This is a genomic window from Vibrio sp. TRT 29B02, assembly GCF_050113655.1.
In the GTDB taxonomy this organism is placed as follows: domain Bacteria; phylum Pseudomonadota; class Gammaproteobacteria; order Enterobacterales; family Vibrionaceae; genus Vibrio.
In genome coordinates, this window is sequence record NZ_JBNJOJ010000009.1 from 19,834 (window position 1) to 38,646 (window position 18,813).

An 18,813-nucleotide genomic window follows, 5' to 3' on the forward strand; every position below is an offset into this window, starting at 1 on the left:
TAATAAGGAAAAGGTATGAATATAGAGCTATCCCCAGTAGAAGCCCGTGTGATCGGATGCCTGATCGAAAAAGAGGTCACAACACCGGACTACTATCCATTGACATTGAACAGCCTGACGACTGCTTGTAACCAAAAAAGCAATCGCGAGCCTGTTATGTCACTGACTGATGTTGAAGTTCAACAAGCTGTGGATGGCCTTATCGCACGCCGTTTAGTCAGTGATGAAAGTGGCTTCAATAGCCGTGCGAGTAAGTTTCAACACCGTTTTTGCAACACAGAATTTGGTGACCTTAAACTGACCAAACAGGAAAAAGGGATTGTATGCTGTATGCTTCTACGCGGTGCACAAACGCCAGGTGAGATCAGAACCCGTACCAACCGTCTTGCAGACTTTGCTGATGTTAAAGAGGTAGAGGCCGTTTTGGATAGTATGGCTGCGCGCGAAGATGGCGCGTTAGTGGTTAAGCTTTCGCGTGAGGCAGGTAAGCGTGAATCACGCTATATGCACCTATTTAGTGGCGAAGTTGACGTTGAGTCATTAGCCGCAACCGCTCAGTCACCAATCGTGAATAATGATCGAATCAGCCAGCTAGAGTTGGAAGTTCAAGAACTGAGATCAGAAGTCGCACAGTTGAAGGCTCTGGTTGAACAGCTTTCGGCCTAATGAGCTCGTTGCTCACCCCCTCTTTAAAATTACATTCGGATTGGTATGTTTACCTAATCCGAATGTCTAACAATGCCCTTTATTGTGGCATCACAACCGACCTTGAACGTAGGTTTCGGCAACATTGCAATGGAACCGGAGCAAAAGCACTAAAAGGTAAAGGTCCTCTCAAGCTCGAATGGCACCAATACATAGGCACTTCGAGAAGCGAAGCGTCAAAAATAGAATACCGAATCAAGCAATTATCTAAGGCGAAAAAAGAACAAATTGTTTCAGGTGAATATGTGATAGAACGATGTATTGATAACGCATAAATTATTCGTTATTCCTACAAAATTCCCCAGATGTATTAATCTTGTTTATGACTAATAAAAAAGGTTGATATGGATATGAATCAATTAAGTAAAATATCTTTGGCAGTGGGCTCAATCATTTTGGTTTGTACCGCTCAAGCGGCAACGGTCTCTCCTGATGGCAGAGGCAATGGTATGGGGAATACAGGGGTGACCAGTGCTGATTATGTGTTGGCTCCGTTCTATAACCCGGCTTTAGCCGCCGTTTACCGCGATAGTGATGACTTTGGTTTACTGGTGCCCGCAATAGGGGCGACAGTGAGAGACACTGACGAATCTTTAGATACGATAGATAGCCTTCAAGATACGATTAAAGCGTTTGAAGCATCGGGTAGTCCAGATGCGACAACATCAGCGCAGTTAAATAGCTATCTTACACAGCTAGCAGATGATAAACCGCTTGCGGTAAGCGCGGGGGTGGGTATCGCCGTCGCACTTCCTATCAGCACGCTTTCAGCTAACATCTTTACGCGCGGCTATGCGGAGATTGTTGCGACACCTGAAATCGCGGCCAATGGTGGTGATACCCCAGCAGCAGTAGAAGCGCGTTACAATAACTCCAACGTCGATATGATTGCCTTTGGTTATACTGAGTTTGGTGTTGCTCTGGCGAAACGTATGACCATCCAAGGTCAGGATGTTGCTTTGGGTATCACGCCAAAGTACCAACAACTGCGTACCTACAAGCAAAGTATTTCTGTTGAGAGTTTCGATATCAGTGACTATGACAAAAGTGAAACTAACGAGAACTATTTCAACTTAGATCTTGGTGGGGTTTGGTTTTATGACCAATACCGATTTGGTGTGGCGGTGAAAGACCTGTTTTCTAAAGAGATCAATACCTTAGATATTAGCGGTGTCAGTACTTATAAGCTCAATACACAGGTGACGGTTTCTGGGTCTTATAGCATGGACTATTTTGTTGCGACGGTAGACTGGGATCTAACCAAACAGAAACGTTTCACCGATCTTAACGACGACACCCAATTTTTACGTTTTGGTGTTGAAGGAAATGCATTTGGCTGGGCACAGCTCCGAGCGGGTTACCAGATGGATATTCAAGATACTTTGGATAACTCCTTCACCGCGGGGATTGGTATCAGTCCAGGAGATCTTGTCAGTCTCGACTTTGCTGGTAGCTATGCAGGAGACAACCAATTTGGTCTGTCAGGCAATTTGTCTTTTACGTTCTAGACACTATACGGCATAATGAAAAGCCGAGTAAAATTAATAGCTTGAAGGCTAATGATTGAGCTCGGTTTCATTGATAATAATGAATTATAATTGAAATAAAACGATTCAAATTATTATGCTCAGCTAGCTAGTCAAAAGAGAAAATGGCATGTGTAAGTATAAACTTCTTTCTTTATTCGCTTTGTATTCAGCTACGTCAATGGCTCACACTACTCAGGTTTTAAACGGCTATTGGCAATACGATGAATATCTCGATTCGCATCCTCAGCAACGACAATTGACGGACGCATTGAGCGAAGAAGTTCGCCGTTATCCCACTCCTCTCGCAGCCAAACAAGTAAAGCCAATTTCAATTTCTGTGGTTTATCCCGGGCAGCAGATTTCAGATTACTGGATTCGAAACATCAAAGCGTTTGAAATGCGATTAGAAAAGCTGGGCATCAGATACAGTATTAATCAAGTATTTACTCGTCCAAATGTCGATGTTAGACCACAGAGCTTGTCGCTGCTTGAAGCAATCCAAAACAAATCCGACTACCTGATTTTTACTCTCGATACCACACGCCATAAAAAGTTTATTGAGCATGTGCTGAGTTCAACAGATACCAAATTGATTCTACAAAATATTACCACTCCGGTAAGAGCTTGGGATAAACAGCAGCCCTTCATGTATGTGGGATTTGACCATATAAAAGGGACTCGCGTGATACAAGAATACTACAAGTCAGTCATCCCCAAAGAGAGTCGCTATTCCGTGCTCTATTTCTCGGAAGGTTACGTGAGTGATGCACGCGGAGATACTTTCATCGAAGAGATGAGCCATCATGACAGTTACCAATTATCCTCTTCTTTCTATACCAAAGCGACACGAGAGTCTGGGTACCTTGCTGCGAAATCAGCATTAGAGAAGGATAAAAATCTAGATTTCATCTATGCATGTTCGACCGATGTGGCTTTGGGAGCTGCCGATGCGCTTAAAGACTTAAACCGCAATGATATCATGCTGAATGGTTGGGGTGGGGGAACCGCTGAATTGGAAGCCATTGCCAACGGTCAACTGCAAGTGACGGCGATGCGCATGAATGATGATACCGGAATCGCGATGGCAGAAGCGATTAAGTGGGATCTCGAAGGCAGAAGTGTGCCACATACATATTCCGGTGATTTTGAGCTTGTGACGAGCAATGATAGCCCAAGCAAGATCGAGAAGCTCAAGCAGCGAGCATTTAGGTATTCTGATCAATAATGGCAAGACTATTCGGACAGGCTGGTAAGAGCCGATTAGCCACGTTATTAACCAACTCGATCTTTCTTGTTATTGGTGGGCTAATTGTGGTTATGGTTTTGCAAAACTACCAGGTTAACCGAGATGTTGTATCGCAAGAGGTTGCTCGTACTAAGAAGCAAACGCAGAGCTTGGTTCAGGAAATTTTTAACTTTCGAGTCAAGTCGATTGAGATACAACAAGATAGCTATAGCCGAAATCCGGTCTTGCTAGAAAGTTTGGTAAGTAAAGATGCTCAATCCCTCGATCTATTCTTCAATAGTATGGATCAGCTTTCTCCAGACATTACACCTGACTTTCGCTACATTATCAGTGATGACCAACTTATTTGGGATGACGCGAATTTTCAGTTCTATGGAATTTCAACGCAGCAGTTGCTGCATATTACACAAGATGTGACTACGGGGTTTGATTGGCATATTTCGCAGACCCCTTCAGTGATGGGAATGAGATACCTTATGTTAAGGCGTTCCTCTATTATCGATTTAGAGTCAGGGGAAGTGGTCGGGAATCTTTTCGTTGGTATTGTTCTTAACAACAATTTCTCGATTGTTTATGCACTTGCTCAAGGCAGCAATGCGGATCAGGTGCTGTTAGCGGTAGGTTCTGAGGTGATTGCGGCGAGTGACAAGGATGGCGACGATAAATACACTCAATGGTTAGCGCAATCGCCCGACGAGCTTGATTCGAGCGGTTTTACTGTTTCTAGAACGGATCTCACCATTAATAACGTGGCGACTTTTCTCTCAATTTATACGGTTCAGGATAACGAACACATTGTCCATTTTGTTCGGAGTTATTATGTTTGGTTGGCGATCACGGCTGGATTGATCATCTGTATCGCCATCTACACTCGAATCTGGCTCGGTAAAAGAGTCTCAAAAGAGTTACGTTCTTTGATGACCTATACAGATGCTTCGATTCAGGAACAAAAACTTATCGAATTTGAAGGGTCGTCTATTCAAGAGTTTCATCAAATAGGCCAGTCATTTCAACGTTCATTTAAACGACTTAATGACCAAGAAAAGCAGTTTGCTGATTTGTTTAACTTCTCTTTGTCACCTGTGACGTTATGGAACGTTGAAGGTGAGTTAGAGCGCTTTAACCCGTCGGCTGAAAGGTGCTTTCGTACCCATGGCACGCAAGATCAACTGATTTCAAGTTTGAAGCCGCACATTATGATGTGTGCTCAAGGGGCAACCCTGACTGGCATCAACACCGCTATTGCCAACAAAACCTTTCGTTGGAACTTATCTCCTATTATGAGAGACAACCGCGTCTCGCAGATCATGGCGCAAGGTCAGGATATCACCAGCTTCATTGAAGCAGAAAAGCAGAGTCAAGCTGCACGTGAAGAAGCAGAAGAGTCGGCGCGCATGAGGGCGGACTTCCTCGCTAAAATGAGCCATGAGTTGCGGACACCGCTCAACGGTATTCTTGGTGTATCCCAGTTACTCAAAGATAAAATGGTTGACCAAAGAGACATAGAGCACATTGAAGTTCTATGCAACAGTGGTGAGCACCTATTGGCGGTATTGAACGACATACTCGATTTTTCAAAGATAGAGCAGGGGCAGTTCCATATCGAAAGCGCGCCTTTCCGCTTGGCTGAGCTGACAACAACGGTAGAAAGAATCTTCAAGCCGTTACTGGATAAAAAAAAGGTCGCCTTCGACGTTGTAAACAAGATCCCTCAAGACCGATGGGCACACAGTGATCAGGTACGTCTCAATCAAATTATTTTTAATCTGGTTAGCAACGCAGTCAAGTTTACCCATTATGGCAGTGTCCGAGTTGAATTAGACTGTGAACAGACTGACTCTGGGTGTTTACTCAAATTAGAGGTATCGGATACTGGGATCGGGATTGATCAACTGCGCATAGCGCATATATTCGAACCTTTTGTCCAAGCAGAATCAAACACGACGCGTGAGTATGGTGGCAGCGGCCTTGGTTTGGCGATTGTGCAAAGTCTTGTCACCATTATGAACGGAGATATTCAGCTAGAGAGTGAAGTCGATGTTGGGACGAAGTTTATCGTTAAAATACCGCTAAAAGTCGGTAGCAATGAGTTGATCAATGTAGAGAAGAGCGCCCTTGCTGAAGAACCCTCAACCTTATTCCCTGAGTCACTGCATGTTTTGCTGGTGGAAGACAACAACACCAACGCTTTTATCGCGAAAGCATTTTGTGAAAAATATGGAATGACGGTTTCATGGGTTAAAGATGGTGTTAATGCAATTGAATTTTTGCGTTCAGATCCCAGTGTGGCTATGGTCCTAATGGACAACCAGCTCCCCAATCTTGGCGGTATCGAAGCGACGGAAATCATTCGTAAGGACTTAAAGCTTAGTGTGCCTATTTACGCATGTACAGCCGATGGCATGCAGGAAACCAAGCAAGCCTTTCTAGCGGTGGGGGCAAACTACGTGATAGTTAAACCGATTAAAGAAATCGCGCTAAACAAAGCATTCATTCACTTCAAAGAGAACTACTACGCGCAAGTGAAATAGTATTGGGCAGCGGATAAAACGCTGCCCAGCTGTTTATCGCGCCAGTTTTTGGTGCGCACGAGAAAAATGATCGGCACAAAAAGCGCCAACGATCGAGAGTTCTCCCGCTAAGCAAAGACAGGCCGCGACCTCCGCCAAGGACTTTGCTTTCCCAGCACCAGATAGCCCCATTATATCGAGGCACGCTTTCTGGGTTGGTAAGCCAGTACCACCGCCAACAGTACCTACCATCAGATTAGGTAGCGTAACGCTAGCGTGAAGTCCTCCATCCTTGTTGAGTAACATGCGCGTAATGCCAATCGCCGATTCAGCGACGCACGCGGCGTCCTGCCCGCAAGCAATATAGAGTGCGGCGAGGGCATTTGCATAGTGAGCATTGACGCCAATACCACCACTTAGTGCTGCACCTGTGGTGGTGACTTGTCCGAAGCGGACCATTTTTTCTGGGGTAGTATGAAGGTACTTTTCTACCAACGCTTTATCTAAATGAACCTCAGCGGTCACCTTTTTACCACGAACATGGCGCAGCGTATTGGCGTTAGGCTTCTTGTCTCCAGAGAGATTACCATCCAGAAATGCTTCCGTTGGCGGGACTGGGGAGTGAGTCAAAATGTAGTGATACACTTCGTTCGTTGCAATCGTGACCATGTTTTGGCCAGAAGCATCGCCAGTATGAAACTCAAAAACCAGATAGACTTGGCTTGCTTCGATATTGACATTGATATCGTGAAGCTTACCGTGCGAGGTTGTGGACTCCGCGACGCGTTTGAATTGATCGTATTGTGTCACAACCCATGCGACAAACTGGCCGGCATTGGCAAGTGAATCAAAACAAAAGACAGGCGTACGAGTGACCCCTTCATTGAGTAACATTGCACTTGCACCGCCAGCTGCTGTGATCAATTGAGCGCCTCTATTGTAGGACGCAACTAAAGCCGCTTCCGTGGTCGCAAGTGGGATCAGGAAATCGTCATTCGCATAAAGGCCGTTAACACGAAGTGGCCCAGCAATACCCACCGGTACTTTAACGGTGCCAATAAAGTGCTCAATGTTTTTATTGTATAGCTCAGCATTAGTTTGGGTCTGCTCGTCAAGTAACACTGATTGTTCAGTAAGGTTAGCGAGTTTGCTCCATCTTTTTTCGAGCGTTTTATCCGAAATATACGGACTGGGTGTCAGTCTTGTTTTTGGACGCTCAAAATGGGGGCTGAGTTTTTGTTCTAATGTGAGGTTGTGTTGCTCTGGCTGGAGGAAATTGTGGTCTTTTAGTCGAGATAAATTCAGTTTGGGCATTGCAAATTAAAACGGGAAATTTGTCTGCATTCTACCCGATAGACTCGGGAACTCAATGGTTGCTTAATGTATTGCTACAATTTACTTCATTTCGTCAGACGTGAATATCAAGCAGTGTACCAATCATCTCTTGGTCACGCTGCAATACATTGGTGCCTATTCTGCTGTATTGTTCGGCACTAGTGAGTTTGGTGAGAGGTTCAAAATCAGAAGCTGGCGCTTTGAATTCGACTTTGTTGAACTCGTAGCCGTCTTTGTTTGAGATGGATTGTAATTGCTGGTTTTGTTGGATTTCAAGCGTAGCGTCTTCGGCCATCTTCGACGACATATCAATGATTTGATAACCGGCTTGTACAGAAGATACTGGCATAAACACCTCCGCTTAATTAAAGCTTAAGGGATGATTGAAATTACAGCAAGTTGTGCTAAGAAAAAAGGCTCGAAATCAGTGACAGTTCTTCGTCAGTGACTAAGGTTTCGTCACATGAATCCAGTTTGCTATTGATCTCACCTCGCAATGTACGTAATTGCTGAGGTGACAGTGAAGAGCAAGGGCTCTTCATTAAGATGAGGTTTTATGCAGAATGGGCAGGTTGTGCCACACGGACTGCAAATTTACTCGCGAGTGAATGAAGCTCCGGCAACATTCGGTAAATGAGATGGAGTTGTTGCAGAACCATGCGTACTGAACCATCGTCTTCTTCGCGCCATTCGGATAAGCGTTGTTCTAAGGCAGGGTCATCGATATCGCTGGTATCACAGTTATCACAATGCTGATTAAGCTGGGTGAACAGCACCTCCAAATGCTGGTGAATGACTCTATGAGCATCAAGGATCAGTTTATGCGTTTGATCATCGGCAATTTGGGTTCGGTGCGCACCTAATGCAGAGATATAGCTGAGTAGGGCGTGGTTTAGAGTCAAGAAGCGATAGCTCTCATCCACCGCAGCAAGATAGCGACCGGGCTCTGCTAACATAGTGCTGATAGCGGTGGTTAACGTCGCATCTTGATTGTGTGCGTGACGGCGAGAAATGCGATAGTTGAGACTGTCTTTTTTACCAATCCTATATTGGCCGATAATTTGCGCCAGATAATTTTTATTAGCCGCTATCGCCTCTGCCATCACTTTGTGCAGACGTTTCGATTGCCAGTCGGGTAAGATTAATGCCACAGCAGCAACGGCGAGAGCACATCCGATTAACGTATCGGCAAGTCGTGGCAATACTACCGCGTATCCTTCTCCAAGTTGATTAAAGCAGAATAAGACAAGCACAGTGATAAAGCCGGTTGCGTAGCCGTAGTTAGCCAGACGAAATGCGAAGAATGCCACGCCGGATATCACTACGAAGACCAACTGACTTTCTTGTGAAGGGAAGAAGGTCAGCAGCGGTACACCGATGAATAGACCTGCAAACGTACCTAAAACCCTTGCGACAAGCTTTTGTCGTGTTGCGCTGTAGTTTGGCTGACAAACGAATAGGGTAGTCAACAAAATCCAATAACCCCGTTCAATATCGAATAATTGAATGATGCCATAACCAATAGTCAATGAAAGCGACATTCGCACCGCATGGCGAAATAGCATTGAGTCCTGAGTAAAATTGGCACTGATCCGCTGCCACATTGCTTTGAGTGTATGTGCTTCTGTGTCATCAAGAGCATCTTCTTCAAGTCTGTTCGCATCAGGGTTGTTCACATTACTAAGCTGTTTCTCTACCGTGGCAAGGTTATTAAATAGGTAGCCAAGCTGTGAGAGTAAAGAACGCCATTGTGGGTTTTGATGAGACTGCAAATAGCTAAGGGAGTTTTGCAACTCATCAAGTGCCATGACGGACTGGTTATCATGTTGATATTCCTTGCCTAAACGTATTGCGTTGGCAATTTCTCGACATGATTTAGCTTGGGTCTCTAACAAATGTTTAAACCGGAATAAAACGTCAGAACGTTCAAAATGGACAGCCAATTCTTGATAACGGTAGTGTGTTGAACTGATCCGTTCATGGATGTCTTGGGCTAGGAAGTAAATGTTGAGAAATCTATCACTGATTGCATCCACGTGACCGCGCTTTGAACGGCTTAAAAAAGTCGCTTTGCAAGAGTTGAGCGCATTGACCGTGGCGGCATTCAAACGCGCTTCTTCCAATCGATAAGGTTGTGGCGTTAGATTTGATACCGGATGAAAGAGCTGACTTTTCGAATCAAGGTAATTGGCGAGCTGAATAAACACATTGGCCAAGTTTTGTTGAACGGGCTGAAGCGGCCATAGTGCGTGCCAAATCATAGACATTAAATAGTACCAAGCCGCACCTGAGAGCAGCATAAGTGGCTGGAACCAAATATTGGTACTTTGATGAGCACCTAGCATGGCGTAAATAGCAATCAGTAAAGAGCCAAACGCGATACTGGCGTAACGTGGGCCGATAGCCCCCAAAATAATAAAGCCAAAGGTTGAGGTAAATAGACCAATGGCAAACAACCACGGTGTATTAAACAACAACTCTATGGAAAACGCGGCGATGGCAAAACAAACCAGCGTCAAACTCTGTGATTTGAGACGTCCGGTGAAACTGTCGTCACTTTCGGCTAACGCTGCGGCAATCACACCCAGTATCAATGGGATGATCTGTTCATTGAGCTGCAAGTACCAGGCAGGTACGACCACGCCAAGAAGGGTGACGAGAATGAGCAGGCTATAATTGATGGTTTTATTTGCCCAATAGTGGCGTAGCTGACTAAATAAATTCACTTGCAGAAATCTGTAGGTCATAAGTGTGTTGAGAATAACAAGATCTATATGGTAACGAGCTGATCCAAATAAAGATACTAGATACTTTGGCTAACTTTTGTCCATTATCGATCTTGACTAATTCTGGTTGTTTGAAAACGAACGCTGTACTAGGGTAAAACCAGTGCTGTTACTCACTATTTTTAGCGTAATTCTGTCAAAAGAGAAATCAATTCAGTTATGATGATTGCAATGGAATCAGAAGGCTTACATCGAAATGCAGCTAACCGCTAACAAGACTGCACAGTTTTTTATCCAACGCGAATACTATCAAGTAGAATTAGAATCCGATGCGTTGATCCTCAGTTCAGAAACCAGCGAAGAACACATTCCGTTTAATGTATGGAGTGGTCAGGTTCAAGTCAAAAATGGCCTGTTTTGGGGAGGGCTACTTTTCTTTGCGTATAGCAACGAAGGTGAAAGGCAAGCCTGGCTAGTACAGGGTCTACCGCTTGATAAGTGCCGAGACTTCGCGCGCCTTGCCGTCGCACGCTACCAAAAATGGCACCAAAATCAGTGCCAACAGCTATTTATACACTTACCCAAATGGGAACAGGCCATTGATCAGTTTCATCGTCAACCTGCTTTTCTTACCCATTCGTCCGTAAAACAATGGCAGGATTCCGTTAGTGCGGATTTCGCTCAGATGAATATGAATCTGGAAGATGCATTACTGAGAATGCCCGAACGCATGGGCAAGATTGAGCCTTGGATTAGTGATTCCGATCAGAAGCTAAAACACCGTAACGAGCTTTGGATGGAGAATGAGCTAGAAAATTGGCAAGTGCTCTTTTCGCAAATTGAGTCCTCACCATTGAATCTGAGTCAAAAGCGTGCGGTTTTGCTTAACGATAACAATAACCTCATTCTCGCAGGGGCGGGTTCCGGTAAAACCAGTGTGTTGACAGCACGTGTTGCCTATCTGTTGCAAAGTCACATTGCTCGTCCGGAAGAAATTCTCTTGCTCGCGTTTGGGCGTGATGCCGCTGATGAAATGAGCCAACGCCTCAATGATAAAGTTGGATTAAGTGCAGAACGTGTCAAGGTCAGTACTTTCCATCAGTTAGGGTTGCATATACTCAATCAAGTCGAGAGCGATCTTGTCACGATTTCTCCGTTGGCGATCGATGACAATCAACGTAAGAGCTGGTGTATTGATTGGCTCAAAAAACACTGGATGACACCAACCAACTTTAAACGTTGGCAAAAACATCTTTCGAAGTGGCCAATCGCATACTTAGCTGGTGACGATGAATTGGGAAGCCACGTTGAGAATCCGAAGCTTATCGCGTGGCTAGAACAGCAGTTGTCTCAGCTCGCATCGATGGAGTGTGGAAAGAAAGAACTTCAACAGTTATTGATTGAGCACCCTGAATACACACGTTTAAACAGTGAGTTATCTTTGGTATGGCCGTGCTACCAAGCTTGGAATCAACAGCTTAAAGAGCAGGGGCATATCGACTTTAACCTTATGATCTCCAAAGCGACCCAACATGTCGTCAAAGGCAAATTTCGATCGCCGTGGCGTTACATTATGATTGATGAGTATCAGGATATTTCTCCTCAGCGTTTAGCACTGATTGAGGCGCTTTGCCAACAAGAAGAGCATAGTGACTGCATACTGTTTGCTGTCGGCGACGACTGGCAATCCATTTATCAATTTGCAGGTTCAGATGTTGATCTTACTACTGGGTTCGCCGAGCGCTTTCCAAACTCAACAATTCATCATCTTGATACCACTTATCGCTTTAATGACAAGATCGGCGAAGTGGCGAATCGATTTGTGCAGCAAAACCCAATCCAGATTCCTAAGGCGCTCAATAGTCATAAAGAGCAAAAATCAAAAGCGGTGACGCTGATTCCTGCCGGAAATGTGGAAAAAGTGCTCGATCAATTGAACAGGAACGCGAAATCGATTCAGAGTGTATTGATATTGGGCCGTAACCATTACCACAAACCTGAGCTATTACGTGATTGGCAGAGAAATTTTGGCTTACTCTCAATTGAGTTTATGACTTGTCATGCCAGTAAGGGCAAAGAGGCGGACTTTGTTATAGTTGTGGGGGTTGATGAAGGGCAGTTCCCAGCCCGTGTCAAAGCACTGCACATTAATGGAGCCTTGACCCAGTCTGAAGATAGCTTCCCTTATGCCGAAGAGCGACGTCTGTTTTATGTCGCCTTAACTCGAGCGAAAAAGAAAGTCTGGGTAGCACATACAGGTTCAGGTTCTTGTTTTGTCAAAGAACTCTGTGAGCAAGATTATCCAGTCATCGTACAGAAGTAAGGAAATCACCAGTGAGCGGTCAGTATTGCATTACGTTAACCACAACAGATAGCGATGAAAGCGCGCAATTGATCATTAATTCAGTGTTGAATAAGGGATTGGCAGCGTGCATTCAGACGATGCCAATCCACAGTCATTATGTTTGGAAAGGGGAAGTCTGTTCCGACAATGAGATATTAATGATCATGAAAACCAAAAAAGCATGTTATGCAGAATTGGAACAGACCATCGTTAAACTGCACCATTATGACGTTCCACAAATCGTCCAAATCCCATTTGTGGAGGGCTATAACCCTTATTTGGCTTGGTTAGAAGAGAACACACGCTGTTAGCAAATAGTTGGAAATAACGGAATGTGTTGAAAGCGTATTTGACAGCACATTTAAACGTTAAACTCTCCGTTTCATTTCATCAAAGTTTGATTTACCTAAATGTCACACTTAGAATCTCTGCTCGAAATTAATAACAATTAGAAGTAAAAGTCATGAAACTGGAAACTGTTGATTATCTTGCTGACGATGCTGCAGAGCAATTTGTTAACTCACTGCGTGAGACGGGCTTTGGTGTATTGAAAAACCACCCAATTCCTAAAGAGCTCGTTGAGTCGATCTATGAGAACTGGTATCAGTTCTTTATGTCTGAGCGCAAAAATGAGTTTACCTACAATGTCGCGACTCAAGATGGTTACTTCCCTCCTTCAGTATCAGAAGTGGCAAAAGGTCACACTGTAAAAGACATCAAAGAGTACTTCCATATCTATCCATGGGGACAGATTCCAGAAGAGCTAAAAGAGCAAATCATGGATTACTACCAGCGTGCTAACGCATTCGCCGCGGAGCTACTAAGCTGGGTTGAAGCGCACGCCCCTCAAGACGTGCAAGAAAAATTCTCTATTGCACTGTCAGAAATGATTAACGGCAGTGAAAAGACGCTTCTACGCGTACTTCACTACCCACCAATGACGGGTGATGAAGAACCGGGTGCAATTCGAGCTGCTGCCCACGAAGACATTAACTTACTTACTGTGTTGCCAGCTGCAAATGAGCCAGGTCTACAGGTTAAAGCGAAAGACGGTTCATGGATCGATGTACCATGTGACTTCGGTAACTTGATCATCAATATTGGCGATATGCTACAAGAAGCTTCGGGTGGATATTTCCCATCGACCACACACCGCGTGATCAACCCTGATGGCTCACGTCAGGAACATTCACGTATATCTTTACCGCTGTTCCTTCATCCAAAACCAGAAGTCGTCCTATCTGAACGTCATACCGCAGATAGTTACTTGATGGAACGCCTAAGAGAGCTTGGTGTCATTTAGTCTGTATTCATTCACCTATTAAGAGTCAGCAAAGCTGGCTCTTTTTTTATGGCTCAGGCGACAAATGTAACAAGCAAGACTCGACAAATAAGTGATTATGTCATTTATTGAATAAAAAAGAGAAAGGCTTATGGACGATAAACAACAACTCACTGCCCAGTTTCAGCAGTATATGGAAAACCCGTTGCTTTGGCCGGTATTAGAGGTTCTAAGAAAACAGCCAAGTGGCTGGAAAGTACACACTTTGGCTTCTCATTTGGGCGATCTTGGTTTTATCCCCGTACTAGACCCTTCTCCAGAAAAAGATCTATTTAAGCGTAACTTTCTTATCATGAATGCGCTCTACCAACTTCAGGAAACGCTCTATCCAGAGAAATGGCTGCAAGTTGAAGCGATGAATATTGTTCTGATGCCTGCACATCAAGTCGCAGGTCATGAAGTCGACGTAAACGACCCACTGCGTGATTATTACATCCACTGGAAGAACTATGAAGCGGAAGAGGGCGAAGTGAAACGTTTACTCAATGAGTTCTGGACGCGCTACCGTCATTCTGTTGGCAGCACCAATGGTAAAGACATGGACAGAGCGAAGGCGTTGAGTCTATTTGAACTTCATCATGATGCGAGCCAAACAGAAATTAGAAGAACATGGCGAAAACTGGCGCTCAAATGGCACCCAGATCGTGAGAAAGGAGACAGTGAACGTTTTCGAGTTCTCTGCGAAGCATGGAACGTACTACGCCATTAACGCGCTCATAAGCGGTTAAACTCTTCTTTGAGTATTGCAAGGATAGTCGTGTTCCACCAGCGTTGTTTAAAGTAGCGATTTTCAACCAGAGTCGCTTCAACCCGCATTCCAAGTCGTGAACATAGTCTGATTGCTGCTCGGTTTTCAGAGATGGTTTCCGCATAGGCTCGATGAATAGACAATTGGTCAAAGCCATATTGCAATAGGGCTCTCATTGCTTCTTCACTGGCTCCTTTTCCTTGTGTTCCACGCACCAAACCGCAGCCGATGGACGCTTGTTGTTCGTTTTCGACGCGCAGAGCGGCAATGCCTAAGTAGCTACCGGTCATCTTATCGGTAATCGCCAAATGGAACTGTTGGCGCGGTTGTTGTTCAGCTTGTGTAATGAACATCTTAACCAGTTGCTCACTCTTGGTTTGTGAGCAATCTTGTTCATTGTAAAAACGTTGATACTTGGGATCTTGGCACTGTTTAACGTAGTGCTGAATGTCCTCTTGAGTAAAATCTCGTAAAATAAGATGTTCGGTTTCCAGTATAAAACTCATGATTCATGATCTAAAAAGCGCCAGTTAAGGCGCTTTATACATCAGTTACGGTTAAAACATCATTTCGATGGTTTAAATTGAGAGCTACGCATTCTATTTAGTGCTGCCATCACATCTAACGGGCGTGGTTTCGCTAGATCGCCTTGGTTTGGCATGAGCGTAGACCAATCACCATACAGCATTTCTTTAATTTCTTTCGCAGGATTATTTACCCAGCCAGGGCGCTGAGCAAGTTGGAACCATAGCCAGCCAATGGCATTGACTTCAGCGCTAGACTCTAGTTGCTCGAGTGCAGTCAGATCGGTGAACTCTTTGCCAAAGCGCAATGAATCGATGCCTTTGGCTGCGACGCGAAATTTTCCATCGACTAAGATTTTTTGTAGAGCTGAACAGTTCAGTGCTCGTGGACGAAAGGTTTCTAACTCCGCTTCGCTTTCATTGTGACGCTCACTTGGATGCTGAAGCACAACTTGTTTGGCTTTCGCGGTCACATCGACAGGCTGATAGTCATGCATCTGAATAACGGTATCGGCTACGTCGAGATAATCACCTGAACCACCCATAACGATAATCGTCGATACATCCATTTGATCCCTTAGCTGACCGATGCGATCAACGAGCGGAGTAATAGGTTCATCGCCTTTACTTACCAACGCCTGCATTCGTTCATCACGAATCATAAAGTTGGTCGCTGAGGTGTCTTCATCGATGAGTAAACCACATGCGCCCGCTTCAATAGACTCTTGAAGCCATGCGGCTTGAGACGTTGAACCAGAGGCATCTTGAGTCGAGAAATCTCGAGTATCTTTGCCCATTGGCAGATGGTTAATGTAGTTAGACAGATTGAGATTGTGGACACAACGACCATCTTCAGCTCGGATCTTCATCGCTCCGTCATTAGTGACTATGGTTTCACGACCGTCGCCAGGAATGTGATTGTAGATAGAGCGTTCAATTGCTGTTAGCAGCGTCGACTTACCGTGGAATCCACCACCGACGATCAGAGTAATGCCTTTCTTGATACCTAGGCCTGTGATCGCGCCTTGGTTTGGGGTCTCTATTGTCACTTCAAGTGATTGCGGAGCAACAAATGGGATGGCATCTTTCATTGGTAAGTCGCAGTTGCCAGCAACTCGAGGCAGTATCGAACCGTTCCCAACAAACGCGATAAGCTCTAATTTATCAAGTTGGCTACGCAAAGCATATTGGTCTTCAATGACCTCACAATGATGTTTCAAGGCTTCTAAGTCTAGTTCACGCTCAAGAGTGGCTCGACGTATGTACTTAGGTAAATGAAAAGTCAGAAGGTTATCCGCTTTTTTGCCTAACACTGAGCGTCCCTCTGCTGGCAGATTGACGCGAAAACGCAATTCTATGCCTTCATCGGTGAATAGAACTGCTGTGCTGTCGAGTACCGCTTGTCCTGTTAAACTGATACTGAGTAAAGAGTCTTGTTTGGCAAGTTGTGCGAAACTACGCGCAATAAAATCACGCGCTGCAATCTGGTAGTGTGCAGATTTCTTCAGTAGCCAAGCGAGTCCTGTTAATGACCAAGGGCGAACGGCACGCACACGTGATGCTGAAGCGTATGGGTCACCCTGTACGTATTCAATATGGAATGTGTAGTCACCGAAGTCGTAATCGCCTTTGATTTGCTGGTACGCACGGTAGTTCTGTTTTTCAATTTTCTTTAGCTTTGCAGTTAACTGATCCATCTTGATATCGTCGGTTGGGAACACGAAAGGCGAGGATTATAGGAATCGCTCGCCTGAGAGTAAAGGACTAGTGTGGTTGTGATGAGCAACTATATTTCATCGACGAAGATATCTGATTGTAAAGATTGTTTTCGAATTCATCATAGGGCATTGGTTTACCATAGAGGTAGCCCTGACCGATATCACATCCTTCGGTGATGATAAACGCCTCGTGCTGTTCGTTTTCTATACCCTCAACGGTAACTTGTAAGCTCAGCTTCTGTGCAATACTGATAATCGAGCGCATGATCTCTTTGTCTTGTTCACTTTCATCAAGTTGGTGGACAAAGCTCTTATCGATTTTAATGGCGTCAAACGGAAATTTTTTCAGGTAATTGAATGATGCGTAGCCCGTACCAAAATCATCTAGTGACAGCGTCACTCCCAGCTTGTTTAGCGACTGCAGCGTGTTACGTGCAACGACTTCATCCGCAATCAGACCACTTTCAGTAATCTCAAGCTCTAAGTAGCGTGCAGGTAGTTCGTAGGCAGTGAGCAGATCTTCAATCTGATTGACAAATTGTGGACTTTGCAACTGCACTGCAGAAACATTGACACTGACGCGAAAGTTATCCACCTTGGCAGACCATTCTGCGGCTTTTTGAATCGCAGAACGAAGCACAAAGCTTCCCACTTCAAAAATGAGGCCGTTTTGTTCCGCTAAGTGGATTAGTGTTTCATTGGAAATATCACCGAGAATAGGGTGTCGCCAACGAAGAAGTGCTTCTGCTCCTACCCAACGATGAGTTTCCGGTGACACTTTAGGCTGGAAATAGAGTAGTAGGTCATCGTTACGAACAGCCTGAAGCAGGTAACTTTCAAGTTGGCTGATGTTTTTCTGTGTATCGGAGATATCCTGAGAGTAAAAGCTAAATTTATGACCGGAATCTTTACAAGATTGCATCGCTTCAGAGGCGTATTTTAGGAGACTTTTAGCACACTGGCTTTCGTCTGAACTGGCGACACCAATATAGCTATGTAGGTGTAGGCTTTCCCCTTCGACAGTAAACTTTGACTGGCTGACATCGACCAACTCCTGACATAGCAGATAAATATCGCTGTCGTAGCTGTTGGTTTCAAAAATAAACACCAAGTCAGTGGAGCTTGGACGTGCCGTTATCACATTCAATGCTGAGTGTTGATGGAGTCGCTGACGAAATTCAATAAGGATATGTTCCCAAGTTGAGTAGCCATACTTAGATTGAATACGTCGTCCGTTGGTAAAGCCGACGTGCAGTACACCGACTTTTCGGAATTGATTATCCGAGACATTTTGGATCAAACGACTCGCCTCTGACTCGAGTGCTGAACGATTCAAAAAACCTGTCCCCAAATCATGCAACTGCTGATAGCGTACTTGACGTTCGGCGGCGCGGCGCTTGTCGATCTCTTGGTTTAGAGAAAAGTTGAGTTCGACCAGATCTTGTGTTCGAGTTTGAACGCGCGACTCCAACTCGCTGTTGAGTTGTTGAAGGTGGTAGTTTTGAAAAACGGTTTTGAGTTGTGCCTCAATGGAGTCACGAAATGACATCAACAATTGTTGATAGGTTTGATTAAACGGGTTTTCAATATTATCCAGCGCGCAGATGGTTCCGAACATTTTACCGTTAGGCCAACGTAAGGGTAAGCCGCAATACGCTAGCATGCCGAATTTCATGTCAGGATTGTTTTGCCACTGGCTATCCTTGGACGCGTTAGGCACCAAAAGCAGCCGATTTTCGTTGATCACCGTTTCACAGTAAAGACCTTGGCCTAAACCCTCTTTGTCCCCAATGTGATAGGGATTGGCGTTGTTATTGTTGACGCTAAACACTTCAATATGCTCTTTGTGCACGCGCATGATTAAAGCGGCTGGTACGGAAATAATCTCAGCTAAAAGGTTAACGATAACTTGCCATCCCGAGCTCATTTCATCAGGAATTACCATGTTGTCTGTATTTAACTTAGACATACAAACTCCCTGTCGTTAATTTTTTATAAGGGCAGTCCTTGCTCTCTGTTTTAAGGATAGTCGTTACGATGCACATACGGGTAAAGAAATGTTTAATAATTAAACGGTGGATGGCAC

Annotated in this window: 15 protein-coding genes; 9 read left to right on the forward strand and 6 right to left on the reverse strand. The window is 44.7% G+C overall.

Translation table 11 applies throughout. The features are described 5' to 3' along the window. Nucleotides 1-15 precede the first annotated feature (15 nt). From ACQEXT_RS07295 to luxQ, 5 genes are all read left to right on the forward strand, one after another. The gene (locus tag ACQEXT_RS07295) at nucleotides 16-666 is read left to right on the forward strand and encodes a YceH family protein (protein WP_426951279.1); all 651 of its coding nucleotides are present in this window, start codon (nucleotides 16-18) and stop codon (nucleotides 664-666) included. Then, nucleotides 666-980 carry a GIY-YIG nuclease family protein gene (locus ACQEXT_RS07300; protein WP_138970983.1) on the forward strand — a complete coding sequence of 105 codons (315 nt, stop codon included), beginning with the start codon at nucleotides 666-668 and terminating at the stop codon, nucleotides 978-980. Before ACQEXT_RS07295 ends, ACQEXT_RS07300 begins: the two co-directional genes overlap by 1 nt. A 75-nt stretch (nucleotides 981-1,055) precedes the next feature. Beyond that, nucleotides 1,056-2,213, forward strand: coding sequence for a conjugal transfer protein TraF (locus ACQEXT_RS07305; RefSeq protein WP_426951281.1), 1,158 nt, complete (start codon nucleotides 1,056-1,058; stop codon nucleotides 2,211-2,213). Nucleotides 2,214-2,361: 148 nt separating this feature from the next. Then, nucleotides 2,362-3,459, forward strand: a complete 1,098-nt coding sequence (locus ACQEXT_RS07310) for a substrate-binding domain-containing protein (RefSeq protein WP_426951282.1) — start codon at nucleotides 2,362-2,364, stop codon at nucleotides 3,457-3,459. Further along, on the forward strand, nucleotides 3,459-6,011 hold the full coding sequence (luxQ, locus tag ACQEXT_RS07315; protein WP_426951284.1) for a quorum-sensing autoinducer 2 sensor kinase/phosphatase LuxQ: 2,553 nt from the start codon (nucleotides 3,459-3,461) through the stop codon (nucleotides 6,009-6,011). Before ACQEXT_RS07310 ends, luxQ begins: the two co-directional genes overlap by 1 nt. A 33-nt stretch (nucleotides 6,012-6,044) precedes the next feature. Here luxQ and ACQEXT_RS07320 read toward each other — a convergent pair whose 3' ends face one another. The 3 genes from ACQEXT_RS07320 to yccS all read right to left on the reverse strand — a co-directional run bounded on the left by ACQEXT_RS07320 (nucleotide 6,045) and on the right by yccS (nucleotide 10,051). Beyond that, complete coding sequence (locus ACQEXT_RS07320) at nucleotides 6,045-7,304, reverse strand: hydroxymethylglutaryl-CoA reductase (RefSeq protein WP_426951285.1); 1,260 nt, start codon at nucleotides 7,302-7,304, stop codon at nucleotides 6,045-6,047. A gap of 94 nt (nucleotides 7,305-7,398) precedes the next feature. Beyond that, on the reverse strand, nucleotides 7,399-7,674 hold the full coding sequence (locus ACQEXT_RS07325) for a hypothetical protein (protein WP_331416566.1): 276 nt from the start codon (nucleotides 7,672-7,674) through the stop codon (nucleotides 7,399-7,401). A gap of 205 nt (nucleotides 7,675-7,879) precedes the next feature. Next, a complete protein-coding gene (yccS, locus tag ACQEXT_RS07330) occupies nucleotides 7,880-10,051 on the reverse strand; it encodes a YccS family putative transporter (RefSeq protein ID WP_426951287.1) in 2,172 nt (723 codons plus the stop codon). A 256-nt stretch (nucleotides 10,052-10,307) separates the two neighbouring features. Between yccS and helD the strand changes: the two genes are divergently transcribed. The 4 genes from helD to ACQEXT_RS07350 all read left to right on the forward strand — a co-directional run bounded on the left by helD (nucleotide 10,308) and on the right by ACQEXT_RS07350 (nucleotide 14,446). Continuing rightward, on the forward strand, nucleotides 10,308-12,374 hold the full coding sequence (gene helD, locus ACQEXT_RS07335) for a DNA helicase IV (protein WP_426951288.1): 2,067 nt from the start codon (nucleotides 10,308-10,310) through the stop codon (nucleotides 12,372-12,374). Between the two features lie 11 nt (nucleotides 12,375-12,385). Continuing rightward, entirely contained in the window at nucleotides 12,386-12,706 is a 321-nt protein-coding gene (gene cutA, locus ACQEXT_RS07340) for a divalent-cation tolerance protein CutA (protein ID WP_426951290.1), read from the forward strand. 152 nt (nucleotides 12,707-12,858) lie between these two features. Continuing rightward, on the forward strand, nucleotides 12,859-13,698 hold the full coding sequence (locus tag ACQEXT_RS07345) for an isopenicillin N synthase family dioxygenase (protein ID WP_426951291.1): 840 nt from the start codon (nucleotides 12,859-12,861) through the stop codon (nucleotides 13,696-13,698). Nucleotides 13,699-13,828: 130 nt separating this feature from the next. After that, nucleotides 13,829-14,446, forward strand: coding sequence for a DNA-J related domain-containing protein (locus tag ACQEXT_RS07350; RefSeq protein WP_426951292.1), 618 nt, complete (start codon nucleotides 13,829-13,831; stop codon nucleotides 14,444-14,446). 5 nt (nucleotides 14,447-14,451) lie between these two features. On the opposite strand, the gene ACQEXT_RS07355 is transcribed toward ACQEXT_RS07350, so the two are convergent. The 3 genes from ACQEXT_RS07355 to ACQEXT_RS07365 all read right to left on the reverse strand — a co-directional run bounded on the left by ACQEXT_RS07355 (nucleotide 14,452) and on the right by ACQEXT_RS07365 (nucleotide 18,696). After that, a complete protein-coding gene (locus ACQEXT_RS07355; protein WP_331426737.1) occupies nucleotides 14,452-14,991 on the reverse strand; it encodes a GNAT family protein in 540 nt (179 codons plus the stop codon). A gap of 59 nt (nucleotides 14,992-15,050) precedes the next feature. Then, nucleotides 15,051-16,706, reverse strand: coding sequence for an ABC-ATPase domain-containing protein (locus tag ACQEXT_RS07360; RefSeq protein WP_426951293.1), 1,656 nt, complete (start codon nucleotides 16,704-16,706; stop codon nucleotides 15,051-15,053). 67 nt (nucleotides 16,707-16,773) lie between these two features. Beyond that, entirely contained in the window at nucleotides 16,774-18,696 is a 1,923-nt protein-coding gene (locus ACQEXT_RS07365; protein ID WP_426951295.1) for a sensor domain-containing phosphodiesterase, read from the reverse strand. Nucleotides 18,697-18,813 lie beyond the last annotated feature (117 nt).

What these genes read in the sequence shown, in the direction of transcription:
- ACQEXT_RS07305 (WP_426951281.1), top strand. Translation starts at nt 1,056, where the DNA reads ATGAATCAATTAAGTAAAATATCTTTGGCAGTGGGCTCAATCATTTTG.
- ACQEXT_RS07355 (WP_331426737.1), bottom strand. Translation starts at nt 14,991, where the DNA reads ATGAGTTTTATACTGGAAACCGAACATCTTATTTTACGAGATTTTACT.
- ACQEXT_RS07300 (WP_138970983.1), top strand. Translation starts at nt 666, where the DNA reads ATGAGCTCGTTGCTCACCCCCTCTTTAAAATTACATTCGGATTGGTAT.
- luxQ (WP_426951284.1), top strand. Translation starts at nt 3,459, where the DNA reads ATGGCAAGACTATTCGGACAGGCTGGTAAGAGCCGATTAGCCACGTTA.
- ACQEXT_RS07325 (WP_331416566.1), bottom strand. Translation starts at nt 7,674, where the DNA reads ATGCCAGTATCTTCTGTACAAGCCGGTTATCAAATCATTGATATGTCG.
- ACQEXT_RS07365 (WP_426951295.1), bottom strand. Translation starts at nt 18,696, where the DNA reads ATGTCTAAGTTAAATACAGACAACATGGTAATTCCTGATGAAATGAGC.
- ACQEXT_RS07345 (WP_426951291.1), top strand. Translation starts at nt 12,859, where the DNA reads ATGAAACTGGAAACTGTTGATTATCTTGCTGACGATGCTGCAGAGCAA.
- ACQEXT_RS07320 (WP_426951285.1), bottom strand. Translation starts at nt 7,304, where the DNA reads ATGCCCAAACTGAATTTATCTCGACTAAAAGACCACAATTTCCTCCAG.
- ACQEXT_RS07310 (WP_426951282.1), top strand. Translation starts at nt 2,362, where the DNA reads ATGTGTAAGTATAAACTTCTTTCTTTATTCGCTTTGTATTCAGCTACG.
- ACQEXT_RS07295 (WP_426951279.1), top strand. Translation starts at nt 16, where the DNA reads ATGAATATAGAGCTATCCCCAGTAGAAGCCCGTGTGATCGGATGCCTG.
- ACQEXT_RS07350 (WP_426951292.1), top strand. Translation starts at nt 13,829, where the DNA reads ATGGACGATAAACAACAACTCACTGCCCAGTTTCAGCAGTATATGGAA.
- helD (WP_426951288.1), top strand. Translation starts at nt 10,308, where the DNA reads ATGCAGCTAACCGCTAACAAGACTGCACAGTTTTTTATCCAACGCGAA.
- ACQEXT_RS07360 (WP_426951293.1), bottom strand. Translation starts at nt 16,706, where the DNA reads ATGGATCAGTTAACTGCAAAGCTAAAGAAAATTGAAAAACAGAACTAC.